This is a genomic window from Nostoc sp. CENA543, from assembly GCF_002896875.1.
In the GTDB taxonomy this organism is placed as follows: domain Bacteria; phylum Cyanobacteriota; class Cyanobacteriia; order Cyanobacteriales; family Nostocaceae; genus Trichormus.
In genome coordinates this window covers 2079739-2094410 of the sequence record NZ_CP023278.1, presented here as the reverse complement: position 1 = coordinate 2094410, position 14672 = coordinate 2079739, and the positions used below count along the sequence as shown (strand labels likewise).

At 38.7% G+C, this 14672-nt stretch carries 15 protein-coding genes; 5 read left to right on the top strand and 10 right to left on the bottom strand.

All coding sequences use genetic code 11. From position 1 onward, the window contains the following. Positions 1 to 124 precede the first annotated feature (124 nt). Both CLI64_RS08730 and CLI64_RS08725 read right to left on the bottom strand, forming a co-directional pair. Positions 125 to 1276: a glycosyltransferase gene (locus CLI64_RS08730; RefSeq protein ID WP_103136853.1), complete on the bottom strand. Its 1152-nt coding sequence runs from the start codon at positions 1274 to 1276 to the stop codon at positions 125 to 127. A 12-nt stretch (positions 1277 to 1288) separates the two neighbouring features. After that, entirely contained in the window at positions 1289 to 2455 is a 1167-nt protein-coding gene (locus CLI64_RS08725) for a glycosyltransferase family 4 protein (protein ID WP_103136852.1), read from the bottom strand. 651 nt (positions 2456 to 3106) lie between these two features. Here CLI64_RS08725 and CLI64_RS08720 point away from each other — a divergent pair. Continuing rightward, complete coding sequence (locus CLI64_RS08720; RefSeq protein ID WP_103136851.1) at positions 3107 to 3886, top strand: PIG-L deacetylase family protein; 780 nt, start codon at positions 3107 to 3109, stop codon at positions 3884 to 3886. Between the two features lie 192 nt (positions 3887 to 4078). Beyond that, positions 4079 to 5185 (top strand): glycosyltransferase family 4 protein, encoded by a 1107-nt coding sequence (locus tag CLI64_RS08715; RefSeq protein ID WP_103136850.1) that lies wholly within the window; start codon positions 4079 to 4081, stop codon positions 5183 to 5185. A 197-nt stretch (positions 5186 to 5382) separates the two neighbouring features. Here the strand turns inward: CLI64_RS08715 and CLI64_RS08710 are convergent, their stop codons facing one another. Continuing rightward, positions 5383 to 6666, bottom strand: coding sequence for an ABC transporter ATP-binding protein (locus CLI64_RS08710; RefSeq protein WP_103136849.1), 1284 nt, complete (start codon positions 6664 to 6666; stop codon positions 5383 to 5385). 194 nt (positions 6667 to 6860) lie between these two features. Between CLI64_RS08710 and CLI64_RS08705 the strand changes: the two genes are divergently transcribed. The 3 genes from CLI64_RS08705 to CLI64_RS08690 all read left to right on the top strand — a co-directional run bounded on the left by CLI64_RS08705 (position 6861) and on the right by CLI64_RS08690 (position 9542). Next, on the top strand, positions 6861 to 8075 hold the full coding sequence (locus CLI64_RS08705) for an FAD-dependent oxidoreductase (RefSeq protein WP_103136848.1): 1215 nt from the start codon (positions 6861 to 6863) through the stop codon (positions 8073 to 8075). Positions 8076 to 8324: 249 nt separating this feature from the next. Beyond that, a complete protein-coding gene (locus tag CLI64_RS08695; RefSeq protein ID WP_103136846.1) occupies positions 8325 to 8852 on the top strand; it encodes a single-stranded DNA-binding protein in 528 nt (175 codons plus the stop codon). 288 nt (positions 8853 to 9140) lie between these two features. Continuing rightward, on the top strand, positions 9141 to 9542 hold the full coding sequence (locus CLI64_RS08690) for a DUF2809 domain-containing protein (protein ID WP_103136845.1): 402 nt from the start codon (positions 9141 to 9143) through the stop codon (positions 9540 to 9542). Here CLI64_RS08690 and CLI64_RS08685 read toward each other — a convergent pair. The 7 genes from CLI64_RS08685 to CLI64_RS08655 all read right to left on the bottom strand — a co-directional run bounded on the left by CLI64_RS08685 (position 9473) and on the right by CLI64_RS08655 (position 14409). Then, positions 9473 to 10345 carry a hypothetical protein gene (locus CLI64_RS08685; RefSeq protein ID WP_103136844.1) on the bottom strand — a complete coding sequence of 291 codons (873 nt, stop codon included), beginning with the start codon at positions 10343 to 10345 and terminating at the stop codon, positions 9473 to 9475. The genes CLI64_RS08690 and CLI64_RS08685 overlap by 70 nt on opposite strands. 31 nt (positions 10346 to 10376) lie before the next feature. Beyond that, the gene (locus CLI64_RS08680) at positions 10377 to 10958 is read right to left on the bottom strand and encodes a hypothetical protein (protein WP_103136843.1); all 582 of its coding nucleotides are present in this window, start codon (positions 10956 to 10958) and stop codon (positions 10377 to 10379) included. Positions 10959 to 10993: 35 nt separating this feature from the next. Next, the gene (locus tag CLI64_RS08675; RefSeq protein WP_103136842.1) at positions 10994 to 11815 is read right to left on the bottom strand and encodes a hypothetical protein; all 822 of its coding nucleotides are present in this window, start codon (positions 11813 to 11815) and stop codon (positions 10994 to 10996) included. Between the two features lie 89 nt (positions 11816 to 11904). Then, a complete protein-coding gene (locus CLI64_RS08670) occupies positions 11905 to 12438 on the bottom strand; it encodes a hypothetical protein (RefSeq protein ID WP_103136841.1) in 534 nt (177 codons plus the stop codon). 52 nt (positions 12439 to 12490) lie between these two features. Further along, entirely contained in the window at positions 12491 to 13045 is a 555-nt protein-coding gene (locus CLI64_RS08665; RefSeq protein WP_103136840.1) for a hypothetical protein, read from the bottom strand. A gap of 28 nt (positions 13046 to 13073) precedes the next feature. Continuing rightward, entirely contained in the window at positions 13074 to 13700 is a 627-nt protein-coding gene (locus CLI64_RS08660; protein WP_103136839.1) for a hypothetical protein, read from the bottom strand. A gap of 106 nt (positions 13701 to 13806) precedes the next feature. Next, positions 13807 to 14409, bottom strand: a complete 603-nt coding sequence (locus tag CLI64_RS08655) for a hypothetical protein (protein ID WP_103136838.1) — start codon at positions 14407 to 14409, stop codon at positions 13807 to 13809. Between the last annotated feature and the right edge of the window lie 263 nt (positions 14410 to 14672).

The following is a 14672-nucleotide window of genomic DNA, read 5'->3' as shown; positions in this document are numbered from 1 at the left end:
GGGTGCGTCAGTGCGAGAAAACCCTAACTATACCAAGAGGTTATTCATACTGACGCACCCTACTAAGCTGTTTATTTGGGATAGTTTATTTTTTGGTGTTCCCTAATATTCGGACAACCCCTCTCTATTCCCTGTTCCCTTGGAGATGAGATATTAACTGTGCTATTTGCTGATTAACATTGGTGACATGAAAACGCTGACTGGCAATATCCCGTGCTTGAGTAGCGATTTTTGCAGTTATTTCTGTTTCTTGAATGCAGGTATTAATTACTTGTGCTAGGGCTTGGGGTTCTCCTGGGGTTACTAAAAAACCGTTCACTCCCTGTTCTACTAATTCCACTGCACCGCCTGCTTTGGCTGCTATTACAGGTGTTCCACACAGCATGGCTTCTACTATGACTCTACCAAAGGGTTCGGGAGCAGTGGAGGTGTGGGTAACTAAATTACAAGCTGCCATTAGTTGGGGAATATCAGCACGGAACCCTAGAAATTTTACCCTGTTTTCTAATCCTAATTGGGCAATTTGTTGATGTAATTGTGCTACATAATCTTGTTCACCAAATAGAGCATCACCTACTAAAATGACCGTGACTTGTGGAGGTAATTGGGCTAGGGCTGCAATGAGGATATGTTGACCCTTCCACGGTGAAAGTCTGCTAAAATGCCCAACGACAAATTTATTTTCTAGCCCTAATTGCTGGCGGATTTTTTGAATTTCATCATTACTAGTGTGATAATTTTGAGGTTCAAAACCGTTATATACAACTTCGGTGATTTCTGGTTTACCGCCTGCTTGGATAAAGGCTGTTCGACTGGCTTGGGAATTAGCTATTACTAAGGACGCACAATGATTTGCTAAGTTAATAGCGATGCGGAGATTGGTTTGGCTAAAGTGTTCTGAAGAAAGAATATCGTGTAAATGATACACCAAGGGACGACGAGTAATTATACTGGCGATCGCACCTACAACTAATGCTTTTTGGGTGTTGGCGTAGATTAAATCATATTGATAGGCTATTTTAACTACCTTGGTGATTAATGGGGCAAGTTGTCCGACACTGGCGAAGGCTTGGAGTAAATTGCTTTGTTTACGAACTGCAATCGATTGATTGGTTAAAACTTCTACAGGGATGTGATTTTGTACTAATAATTTTCTAAAATCACCATCTGCAAATAAACCGACTAAAGCGCAGTCTCGATAAGGTTTGGCGATATCAATTAAACAGAGTTCTGCACCGCCTGGTTTACCACTTTGGTCTAAAAATAATATTTTCATATGATGAAATTTTTAAGCTAAGATTACTTCTCTGACTTGTTGACCGACTTTTTGCCAATCAAAGTTATTGATAATATATTGACGGCAGTCTGATGGGGAAGGGATGGGTAGTTGTTCTAGTAATATTTGTTCTAACTTCTCTGCAATGGCTGAAGTTTCAGGAGAATTAGTAATTAATTGGGGTGAAAATGGTTGTAAAATTTCTGGCATTCCCCCAATTGGTGTACACAAAACTGGTGTACCACAAGCTAAAGATTCGACAATAGCTAAACCAAAGCCTTCAAAAGATTGGCTAGGCATTACAGTTAAGTTAGCAGCTTGATAAGCTAACGGTAATTGTTCATCGGGGAGAAATCCTAATAATTTAACGTTATTTTCTAACCCTAGTTCTTGGATTTGTTGTTCTAAAGTGGCTTGTAAATGACCACGACCGGCGATCGCTAACCACACATCTGGTATTTTGGGTTTAATGGTAGCTATGGCTGCTAGGAGTTTATCTAGTCCCATACGCTGGACTAAACGCCGCGATGTGAACAAAATCGGGCGATTTTGCGGCCAGCCTAGTTGTTGACGCGCTATTTGGGGTGAGTCGGGCTGGAAGCGGTGAATATTGACACCCCCAGGAATCACATGAATTCTGCTCCAAGGAATTTGATATTTTTGGTGTAAAATATTACCAAAAGCTTTACTCAAAACCACAAAGCGATCGCAACGACTATAAGTAGTTTGTTCAATCAAGCGACGCTTAATTAAAATACCCAATGGATTACTTTTAATCTCTTGTTGACTTTCTAACGCCCAAGGGCCATGAAAGTTAAATGTAATCGGTACTCCCTTGGGTAAAATGTCTAACACCGGAAAACTATATAGGGCAAAATGTAAATTAATTGCATCCGGTTTACTGACTCTAGTTTTCTGGAAGTTACGGCGAATTGACCAAAATCTCTGCCAAATTGGACTATTTGGTGAGGCTAAGTTAGTTAACTTAATTGATGTATTTAATTGAATATCTGGTAAACCAAGTCCACATAATTCTACTTGGTCTTGATGAGCGACAAATGTATGAATTAAATCATAAACATATCTTTCTAAGCCCCCTGGACTTTGCGGAAACCAGCCTGTTCCAATGGTAAGAATAGACGCAGAACTCGCACAAATATTTTCTTGTTGTTCTCCCACAATGATTCTCCACGCTTAAATTTAATACATAGGTTGACTTTTATACAAAGACTAATGAAATTTTTATATAAAACAGTACATTAATACTGTTTAGTATTTATATTCAGTCATTTTTCATCATCATCAGTAAGCTTTACGTCTGACTAGATGAAGATTTTTTAGAGAATTTTTGATTGATAATTGCTAAAAGCTACAGAATATTTGCTGACTAAAATAGTTAACCCAGTTTTTGTTACAAATGATGCAATCTTTTTACCAAAGCTACTAAAACAATAAGACTGAAGTAAATATTCATACTTTTAGATATTCTGAAAAATATGATAAATTCTCAAAAAATATGTGTTTGTGATAACAATTTTATAAAAAATAAATCATTTGTAAAAACAATTAGTTCTTGATATATGTCAGGGTTGGCACACTATAATTATACCTATTTTATTAGGGTTATAGTATGTCATACATCATGACTTTAGTACCTTATTAAAAGAAACAATAAAAACAAATATTTATCACATCAAATCTTTATTGTATTTTGCAGTTGTTGATATATGATTTCTCTGGTGTCTATAAGTAATTGACCAGATGTGTAATTAATTATAGATATGAAAAATTTTATCTTGCTTCTTGACTGGGATAAGGCTAGTGCATAACATGAAAGTTTATTTGCAAAAAATCCAGAAAATAATTCCCGCACAATGGCTAGAAAATCTCCAATATTTACATTCTCATTTTATCTGGAGATGGTTGTTATCTGATGGTAGTCAACCAAAAGATTTTAGTCATAAATCAGCAATGGTTTTTTCTCCGCACCAAGATGATGAAACCTTCGGCTGTGGAGGGATGATTGCTCATAAAACAGCCCAGGGAATCAAGGTTGTAGTTGTATTTTTAACCAATGGAGACGCGGCGGGTGGTTGTAATCTAGACTTAAAAAATCAAATTATTGCTACTCGTAGACAAGAAGCAGTAACAGCACTACAAATTTTAGGCGTTCAAACCTCAGATATTCACTTTTTATCTAAACCAGACGGATATTTACAAAATTTAAATGAGCCAGAAAAACAACAGACGATCGCACAGGTAGCTGAATTGTTAAAATTGTATCAACCGGAAGAAGTTTATGTGCCTCATCGTAAAGATTGCCATCGAGATCATGAAGCAACATTTACTCTAGTTAAATCGGCTATTCAGTCAGCTAAAATTCATCCAGATTTGTTACAGTATCCGATTTGGCTATTCTGGCGATCGCCTTTATTTTTAATGTTAAAATTATCTGACTTAGCGGCGGCTTACAGGTTTTCCATTACTGCTGTTCAAGAAAAAAAACAACAAGCGATCGCTGCTTACTCCTCACAACTGCAAAGTTTACCACAAGGCTTTGTTAAGCAATTTTTAACTTCTTATGAGATTTTCTTCAAGACTCAGTTTTAGAAGAAATTCTCTAGATATATGAAATTATTAGGGCTGCATCTAGCAATTTTGGATTTTAGATTTTGGATTTTGGATTAACAAAAATTCACTAAAATCAGGTGATAGGTGTAACTCAGAAAATTCTTGCTACATCTCATGTCTTTAATTATGAATCTAAAAACACCATTAAATATTATTTAGAGAATCAATTAAATGAGAATATTACATATTACTAACCACGTTCAAAAAATTGGTAATGGCATTGTTAATGTAGCTGTAGACCTCGCTTGTTTGCAAGCCCAAAATGGTGATGAAGTAGCTGTGGCTTCGGCTGGAGGAGAATACGAAACACTACTAGCAAGTTATCGTGCTAAACATTTTCACCTAGATCAATCTCGCAAACCACTAAAGATCATGAAAGCGGCTTGGCGGTTGCGGGAGATTATCCAAGATTTTCAACCCGATATCGTTCACGCCCACATGATGACGGGTGTAGTATTAGCAGGATTTTGGAAAAATACCAGCAATTACAGTTTAGTTTCGACAGTACACAACGAATTTCAACGTAGTGCAATCCTGATGGGATTGGCAGATAAAGTTATTGCAGTCAGCCAAGCAGTAGCATCTGCAATGGTGCGGCGTGGTATTCCCCAACAGAAATTAAGAATTGTGGCTAATGGGACTTTAGGTAGCCCTCGTCATCGCAAATTGACAGATTATCAACCACTACCTTTGCATAGTCCAGCTATTACTACCGTTGCGGGGATGTATTCCCGTAAAGGTATTGCTGAGTTAATCGCCGCCTTTACAAAAATTGCAGCCGAATTTCCCCAAGCACATTTATATTTAGTGGGAGATGGCCCCGATCGCGTCTTGTTTGAGACAATGGCACAAAATACCAATGTCAAACACCGCATTCATTTTGAAGGTTTCCAGCCAGAACCCCAAAGGTATATGTTAGCAAGCGATATTTTCGTTCTCGCTTCCCATTGCGAATCCTTTGGTTTGGTATTAACAGAAGCGCGAGAAGCGGGTTGTGCAATTATTGCTAGCAATGTAGATGGAATTCCAGAAACCTTAGATTATGGACAAGCAGGCTTGTTAGTCCCAGCAAAAGATAGTCAGACATTAGCAGACGCTTTAGGACGATTACTCAGAGATCCCGCCCAACTCTACAAATGGAAAAGCCGCGCCTCACAAAACCTAGAAAGATTCCATGCAGCGAGAGTTCACGCGGAAACCTTGGCTGTCTACCGCGAATTAGTAACCAACTATGAACCTCACAGAGTCATGATGAGGGAAGAGGTTTTGGTGAATTAGGCAATAGTCATTAGTCATTAGTCATTAGTCATTAGTCATTAGTCAACAGTCAATAGTCAATAGTCAATAGTCACTACTCATTACTCAGCACCGGCTAAACGCCGCGCTACCGCTAACAGCACTCAGCACTCATTACTCATTACTCATTACTCATTACTCATTACTTCTACCTTGTCTCCCCTACTTCCCCTACACCCCTACCTGCCAATCGCTAACTCAGTATCAGGGTCAAAAAAGTGAATTTTATCGGGTGTGAGGGATAACCAGAGTTCTTCACCTACGCTAATGAGGCGTTCGGGTGGAACGCGTACTTGCAAGGGATGAATCAGGTGGGCAAATTGAGGTTGCTGATCAACTAATTTGGCGGTAATGAAGGCATCATTACCGAGGTTTTCTACTAAGTCTACTTGCACTTGTAAGTTTTTCGTGGCAGGTAAGCCGACGTTTAAATGTTCGGGACGGATACCTAAGATGAGGGTTTGTCCGTCGTATCTTTGCAATGGACTAGCCCAAATTTCTGGGAGGGTGAGACGGAATTGTGCATGGGTGATTAACAGAGGGGCGTGAAATTCTACAGGGATAAAATTCATGGGTGGTGTACCGATGAATTCTGCAACGAAGCGATTAATTGGGTTGTTATAAAGTTCTATTGGGGAGGCGACTTGCTGAATTTGACCTTGATTCATGATGGCGATGCGATCGCCCATTGTCATCGCTTCGGTTTGATCATGGGTGACGTAGATTGTGGTTGTTTCTAACTGGCGTTGGAGTTTAACGATTTGGGCGCGAGTTTCGGCGCGGAGTTTCGCATCTAGGTTAGAAAGCGGCTCATCCATTAAGAATACTTGAGGATTGCGCGCGATCGCCCTTCCTAATGCTACCCTTTGTCTTTGTCCTCCTGAGAGTTGTTTAGGTAAGCGATTTAACAAGGTTTCAATTTGCAATAATTCCGCTACACCTCTTACCCGTTGGTCTACTTGTCTTTCTTTATCGGAAATATAGCGTAGTCCTTTAGGTAACTTTCTTGTCACACCTACCAGCGTATTTTCCAGTAACTGCGGAATTGGGTTTTGCTGATTGTCTGCATTTTCTAATGTACGCCGACGCAACCCAAAGGCGATGTTATCGTACACCGTTAGATGGGGGTAAAGGGCGTAATTTTGAAATACCATTGCAATGTCGCGTTCCTTGGGAGGTAAGTCATTGATCAGGCGATCGCCTACCCAAATATTCCCCCCTGTCATCGTCTCTAAGCCAGCAATTAACCGCAGTAGGGTACTTTTCCCACAACCAGAAGGCCCCACCAACACCATAAATTCCCCGTCGGCGATGGTGAGGTTAATCCGACGTAAGACATTGATATTTCCGGCTTGTTCTGGTGTTTTATCTGTTTTTTGACCAGATGTGCTGACTGAAGCCACATTTTCCCCTCGACGGGGAGGGAAACTTTTATATACGTTTTCTATAACAACTTGCGCCACGGGTTTAGTGATTAGTCAATGGTCAATAGTCAATAGTCATTAGTCAATGGTCATTAGTCATTAGTCATTAGTCATTAGTCATTAGCCAATGGTCAATGGTCATTAGTCAAGAGTTAGCATAACAGTAAGGTAATTCTAAGTTACAAAAAACTTTTCCCAGTCCCCAATCCCCAATCCCCAGTCCCTCTAATCCTATGGCTATCCATGACATTGTAGACGTACAAACTACAGATTGTTGCATTGTTGGCGGTGGCCCGGCTGGTGCGGTGTTGGCTTTTTTGCTGGCGCGTCGGGGTGTGAAGGTGATGCTACTGGAAGCACACAAGGATTTTGACAGGGATTTTCGGGGGGATACGATTCACCCATCGGTGATGGAAATTATGGAGGAGTTGGGGTTGAGCGATCGCTTGTTGCAATTACCCCATGCTAAAATGCGCCAAATCAAGATTCAAACGCCGGAAACTACTACTACTCTGGCTGATTTTAGTCACCTGAAAACCCGCTATCCCTACATTACAATGTTGCCTCAAGTGAAATTTCTGGAATTCATCACCCAGGAAGCACAACAATATCCCACTTTTCAATTAGTTATGGGGGCAAATGTTCAAGAACTGATTGTAGAGGATGGTGTAATTCGGGGTGTACGCTATCGGGGTGGCGGTGGTTGGCATGAAATCCGCGCTATGCTGACGGTGGGTGCAGATGGTCGTCATTCTAAGTTACGACAGTTAGGTAATTTCACAGCCGTCGAAACTTCACCACCGATGGATGTGCTGTGGTTTCGCTTACCCCGTCAACCAGAAGACGCTGAGGGAGGAATGGGACGTTTTGCTTCTGGTCACATTGTAGCGATGCTTGACCGTGGCGATGAATGGCAACTTGCTTATGTCATCCCCAAGGGAGGTTATCAACAGCTACGTGCTGAGGGTTTAGCGGCTTTAAAAACTTCTGTGGTGGAGGTTGTGCCAGAATTAGCTAACCGCATTGAGCATTTACAAGATTGGTCACAGGTGGCTTTTTTGTCTGTGGAGTCTAGCCTTGTGCAATGCTGGCATCGTCCAGGGTTGTTACTCATTGGTGATGCGGCTCATGTTATGTCACCTGTTGGCGGTGTGGGAATTAACTACGCCATTCAGGATGCTGTGGTAGCTGCAAATGTGTTGACGAAGCCTCTACAAAATCACCATGTAGAATTAAAAGACCTCGCAAAAGTGCAGCAACAACGCGAATTACCCACACGCATCATTCAAGCATTTCAAACTTTGATTCAAAAACGAGTATTTGCCCCTATTCTCTCCTCTAACAGCACTTTTCAACCTCCAGCTTGGTTACGCTTGCCGATTTTACGGGATTTACCAGCTAGATTAATTGCTTTAGGTGTGTTCCCTGTCCATGTGGATGAGTGCTAATGCAAAAGCAGGGGGAAAAATCACTCTACTTTTCGTAAAATCCGATGGCAATAGGCAATTAATGGTACAATTATACTACTCATGCAAGATCAATGCTCGTTCTAGTCAAGCGAAAGTGTCCTGTGGTGTGACAACTGCTAGGCAACGCCATCGCTTGGCTTTTATGCTAGGAATGAAGCACAATAGACAATTTCTAAATTAATTCATAATTTACGCATACGTTATGAATTATGAAGTCAGGAGGATGCAATGAATAGCTGTGTGTTGTTGGCGGAAATTATTCAAGAACCGCAATTACGTTATACATCAGATAACTTAGCTGTCACCGAAATGTTGGTGCAGTTTCCCAATTCGCAAAAGCCAGAAGATCCACCAGCAACCTTAAAAGTTGTGGGATGGGGAAATTTAGCTACAGAGATTCAGCAAAATTATCATCAAGGCGATCGCGTCATCATCGCAGGACGTTTAGGAATGCACACCGTCGAACGTCAAGAAGGTTTCAAAGAAAAACGCGCTGAATTAACTGTACAGCAAATTCAATCCGTAGGAAGCGGTAGTTTCATCACATCACCAGCACCAGCGAGAACACCAGCAGCTACAGAAACACTACCACCCCCACCAGTCAACGTTCCCAGTTACGAACCGCCACGTCCCACCCCTACCCCAGTAGCCACTCCTGTCAATGTCTCTCCCCAGGTGAACACCTACGAACCCACCACTAAACCCAGCAGCTATCAACCTGCGGAAGAACCAGATCCAGATGATATTCCGTTTTAGGGAAGTTCTTATTGATTATCTCCCGATGTCGTCTGACAACTATATCGGGAGAAAAAATCAACCCATAAAGTAAAATCCCTACACTGGAGGTAGGTAGGGACTAGAGGCTTACTCTCAGCAGGCTTATAGTAAAAATGTACTATAAAAATCAGTCCCACGCAAGCTTCCTAGTCAAGAAAAATACTCTTTTGGCTACTCTAACAGTTGACACTGAGTTTTTGCTGTTGCTTTTTAGACGCTTAGAGGAATAGGGTTTAAAATCGATGAATTCCCTGTTATCCCGATATAATGTCATTCCTTACAAATATTCGCTGGCGAACTATCTTTTCTCTGGCTATTATTCTTCCCATCGGACTTTTATATAGCCACTATCGTTATTCAGTTGGATGGTTAAACCAAGAGATGGGAGGAATTTTTTATGAAATATTTTGGTGTTTATTTGCCTTTCTTTTGATTCCTACTCGTTCTTCAGTTTGGCAAATCCCTTTATGGGTGTTGGTAATTACTTGCTTAATAGAGTTTTTGCAATTGTGGCATCCGCCGTTTTTAAATTGGATACGCTCATTTTGGTGGGGAAAAATGGTAATGGGTACTGCTTTCACCTGGTTAGATTTCCCCTATTACTTTATTGGTTCTGGGTTAGGTTGGTTGTGGTTACGATTGATAGTCCGAGGAGCAAAGCTAAAATAATTGATGGCTGGAGTATTGCTCTGGATAAAATTGGTGCTGAGAGCGTTTTTTGGCAGAGAAGTAGTACAACCTACCTGGTTTAATTTCTTATTTGTGTCTGCACTAAAATACCAAGTATTAGGGGGTGCGATCGCGGATAACTCTAAATTTCTTTTTTCAGATGTGATGATATCATAAGCTCCAGATAAGTCTTTTCCTAAAACCAGCTTTTCGTTTTCTGTATTAATAGTTTTTCCTGAAACTTTACCAATCTCCACATACTGGGAATTTTCTGTAATGCCAACTATACAAACTTTATTTGGTGTATATGAAGGTAGAATCGAAACTGTTAACACAGAACTCCCTTCAGGGAAAGTGAGGTTGTCGAAATATCCCAAAAAAGTAACGGTATTACCGTGAATTTTAGCCCAAGCTACTTGAAAAATTTTTAAATCGTTACTTTGTTTTTGGTGTGCAGTTGATAACCGAGTGAGAAGTTGGTTAGCAACTTTCGCAGGTACACCCTTTTTTACTAAGCAACTAACTTCCGCACAATAATCAAATTTTCGAGGATTACCATCAATAATTTTCCAAATACCATTTTGACGCTTTAAAGTCACTTTACCTGTATTTTGTCCAAGACGATAATTTAATGCTGCATAATTATCAATTATGACAACAGCATCAACAGGCCCATAACCACGGCGTACCAGCTTAAGAATAGCAGAGGTATCGTCAGTTTTAGGTTGGGTTAAACCAGGTAAATCAGTTGAAAGTGCTAATAATACACCAATAGCACAGCAAACGATAAATCGTAATTTCATTTTTTATATCCTGACAAAATTATTGATATATTTAGGGATTAATACATCCGTATTTTTTAAAGTCACGAATCAATTTAGCCTTTTGAGCATTACTCGACTCTGTTGCTTCGGAGACAACTTTGTGAATACTTGCTAATGCTCTAGGGGAATGATATATCAGATACATAGATACACGACCTTCTGAAATAGATCCAACCCCCAGATAATTGCCTTCTAATAACAATAAATTCTTCCTAGCATTGCGTAATTTACCATCTACAACTCGACCAAGTTCAAACTCAACTTGTCCCAGACCGATATAAACCAAACACACACGATTTCTGGTCTTGGCTGGATATACCGACATTGATGATTCAAATGCTGACCAATTGCCTAAAAATTGTGCAGTTGCTTGATCATGTCTCAACCAATGGCTGACTAATAATTGTCGCGCACGCTTTTCTTTTAAAGTGCGAACATCAGGACTTGCAGTTTGAATTTGGTTGCGAAGTTCTCCGCGCTTACTCTCAACTTCTGCGCTGGTGGGATACCTATCAGAATTTGCCGAAACAGGAGAACAAATAATTATGCAAATGATTCCTAAACATGACGAAAATATCTTTGTAAACCTCATTTTGGATATTTAATTTTTTGGATTTTTACCTATTTTTATTGCTGCACAGTTAAAAGCTTTATTAAGTTAGCTGTCTTGGTGGTAGGCCGAAATGATAAGTTGCCATTAGATAAGAATGTTAACTGGTGGTACTTTGGTTTTGTTAAACGCGGTTCTACACAGCCGTCAGAGCCACTGATATTAGTATTATTTGCCCCTCTAGCTTCACTGACTTTGACAAATAAATCAGGAATCTTATCTTGGTTAGTGTCTTGTAATTTAAAGTCTTGAATCAGCATTTCATAATATGGCGGGCGACAGCTACCAGTATTAGATTCAAGTTTTAATAAATTAGTATTTGTGGTTTTAGTAGAATTAAATTCTAATTTGTCTAACCATGTGATTAAATAACCCATACCTGTGTAGGAACCTTGACAAATAACAGAATTACGTCCTGTGCGGTTAGTGATTTTCAAACACATATTGGAGCGAAATCCACTTTCATATCTAACTCTAGACCAACCATTATTAGTGCGTCGGAGTAAGACCGTACCTCCCCAATTACCAGCATGGGGTTCGCAGTCACTCAAATCCACTAAAGCTTCACGAGTACCAGCTTTAGTAAAACTGCCATACACTACTGATGTTAAAGTTCCTGTACCATCTCGATACCCAGTAAAAGATGGACAAGTATTACAAGTAATTACTCCTTTTTTTTGAGTGAAATTACCTGCTCCACAGATACTTTTAGCAAATGCAACAGCATCTTTTTGTGGTGGAACGATACTATCTTTCTTGATTTCTTGCGCGAGTGTTCTATTGGCAATTATTTGAACACTGAAGACTATAAGCGGAGCGAAAATTAATTTATATTTCATTGATGTATGCCTTGGAATATCTCGTGTAGAATTTTAGGCGATCGCTCATTTAAAAAAAGAATCATGCACAATTATCAATTTTTGGTTGATTAACATCCATGATATCCTTTCAATCGTAAAACCTTACTATTCATACCTACACTAATTGTAACTTTTGCGTGATAAATAGATGCTTCATATCCTGTTTTTTCACTAGGTGGCTCTATTAGTGAATAATCAACTCTAATTTTTATTTGATTTGCCGTATAAATTTCATTTCTTAAGTTTACTTTTTTATCCTTATTTGTGCTTATAAGATTTAATTTAATATCTTGTCCATTAAAGTTCATAAATGTATTTCCATCTACCAGAGATATAAAAATAAATTTATCAAGATTTTTATTAAAGTCTTGGACTAATTGAAAACTTCCACCACATCCTGTAAGATTACGATTCTTAATTACTCCAATTACTGGTAGTTTTTTACTTGCTTTATTGTTGATTTCTTCCTTAACTAAAGACTGAATTTGTGGTGCAACATTTGCAGTCAGACTTGCATGATATCGGGCTTCGGTGTTGGCTATGGATGGGTTTAAATTTATAGCTAAAACGGCTAAACTAGAAACAATAGTAGATAATTGCATATTTTTCTTGCTCTATCAGTAATAATTTTGATTCAAAAACAAACTTTGCAAGTTAACGACGCATCCAACTATAGGGAAAACAATCTACTTGATACCCCATACCAGGATTGCGTTCCTTATAGGGTTTCATTCCATTTAAATCTAGGATAATTCTGCGATAATGAATGAAATTGTTATTTTCTGCACCACTAGGATCTAAAATGGCTCTGGCTCTACTAGTCCGTAGTCTGGGATTAAATCCCCACTCTTCAAATTTAGAACTCTCTCGTTCTGCCAAAGCAACGTCTCTATATTTAATAAAATACACAGCTTCGCCATTTACTATATTTTTCTTCACCTTACCATCAATACAAATACTGCCATCGGACATTCTAGTGATGTAAAAATATCCCTTAATACGATTTCCTTGTTTAAGAAATCGAAAACAAGTCACGGAAATTGCTTCATCATTTTTAGGTGGTTGGGACGTACAAATTAAATGTCGTCCATTCGGAAATTTCTCTAAAGACATCTTAGCTGTACGCGCAATTGCCGGCACATCATAGCTAACTGTTGATGTCAACAATCCTAAAGTAGCTAGATTTATTAGTAATAACTTTTTTCTCATGCGATTTTTCTTTAATATTGCACGTAAATTATCGGTTTATCGTTGTGGAAGTAGTACAGCCAGCAGCTTGAAATTGTTGGGAAACCGTAATTTTCTCTGCTTGCGCGTCATACATATATTCAAGCAATTTAGTTAGTGATCCAAGGGGACGGGGTGAATTGAATGGAATGTCATAATTGCGGATAAATTTACCATTTTTCAGCAATGCTGAACCTAAGTAATTTCCTTCCTTAAATAGCACTTCTCCCCGGCTAGTTTTTATAAATCCATTAGAAAAAACACCAGTATCCATACCGCCAGAACCATCACTAGTCCAAATAACACAAACACGACCTCTGATATTTGAAGGGTAAATATGCTTGCTACTTTCGTATCCAGACCATACACCCATAAAAGGTGCTAATTTGGGTTCAACTTTTGACCAAGCATTAACAAAAGATTTTCTGTTATTCTTTTCATTTTGAGTTCTTCTATCTTGAATATAAGAAGCAGATACACTATTATTTATCGCTGATTTAATCACTTGTTGAAATTCTTGGCGTAATCTTCTCAGTTCTGCATTAGTTGGCTGTCTAATTTGAGCTAATACTGATGAGTGATTAGCCATCAACATGACTAAACTGCTACCAATAATTAAGAGCGATCGCATTTTCATAATTTTTCTAATCTTCTGATTTGTGAGAACGAGAAATGCACCTGAGATTTATATCTTGCGTCAAGTCTAATTTGTACCTGACTATTGAAAACTAAATTGCCATAACTTAGGTATTTGGTTTTGATGTGGTACAGCCAGATGATTTAAATTGTTGAATTATCTTGTTAGAGTCTTGTCCTCTACCACTAAGTAAAGATTCCAATCTTTTTAAAGGTACAGGAAATTCAAATGCAGACATATTTGGGCTATTGTTATAAATACCCATTACACCTAGACGATTTTTTTGCTTAATAATATAAGCACGACCAAATTCTTTACTAGTAACTATTTTTCGATTAGATACTGAGGCAACTTCAAAACTTGTAGAATTATTCTCCCCTTGATAAAGAATACACACACTATTTTTAACAGTAGATGGAAAAATGCTGATTGATTCTTCCAATCCTCTCCATGTACCCAGAAAAGGTGCTACAGATGGAAACACTTTTGACCAAGAATTGCTAAAAGAAGTTAATCTTTGCTTTTCTAAGCTAGAACGAAAGTCTTTTTTATCACCATTTACATTGGATGGAACTTGATGAAAACGCCTGATTAATTCTCTGGACTCTGTGTTATTTGGGTATCTTTGAGACTGAGCAAAAACAGGTGAAAAATAGGTTGATAAAACTACTAAAACTACTACATTTATGATTAATGGATAACCCTTCATTAAATTTATACCCAATAAAATTTATCAAGATTTTTAGACATATACATACTTGTATAAGTATCTAACTCAGTATCATTTTATGTATTTAATATGAAGATAACTTCAGTAATAATGCTTAAACTCCCAAGGGTTGTGGAAATTGGGAAAATCAGAAATCAAGTTCTGACTAGGAACTTTTACGGATGCGATCGCTACTGCTAAGATAGGGCTAACTATGGCTGCATCTCAAGACAAATATTTACGCTGTTCTATCTTGAAAAAGG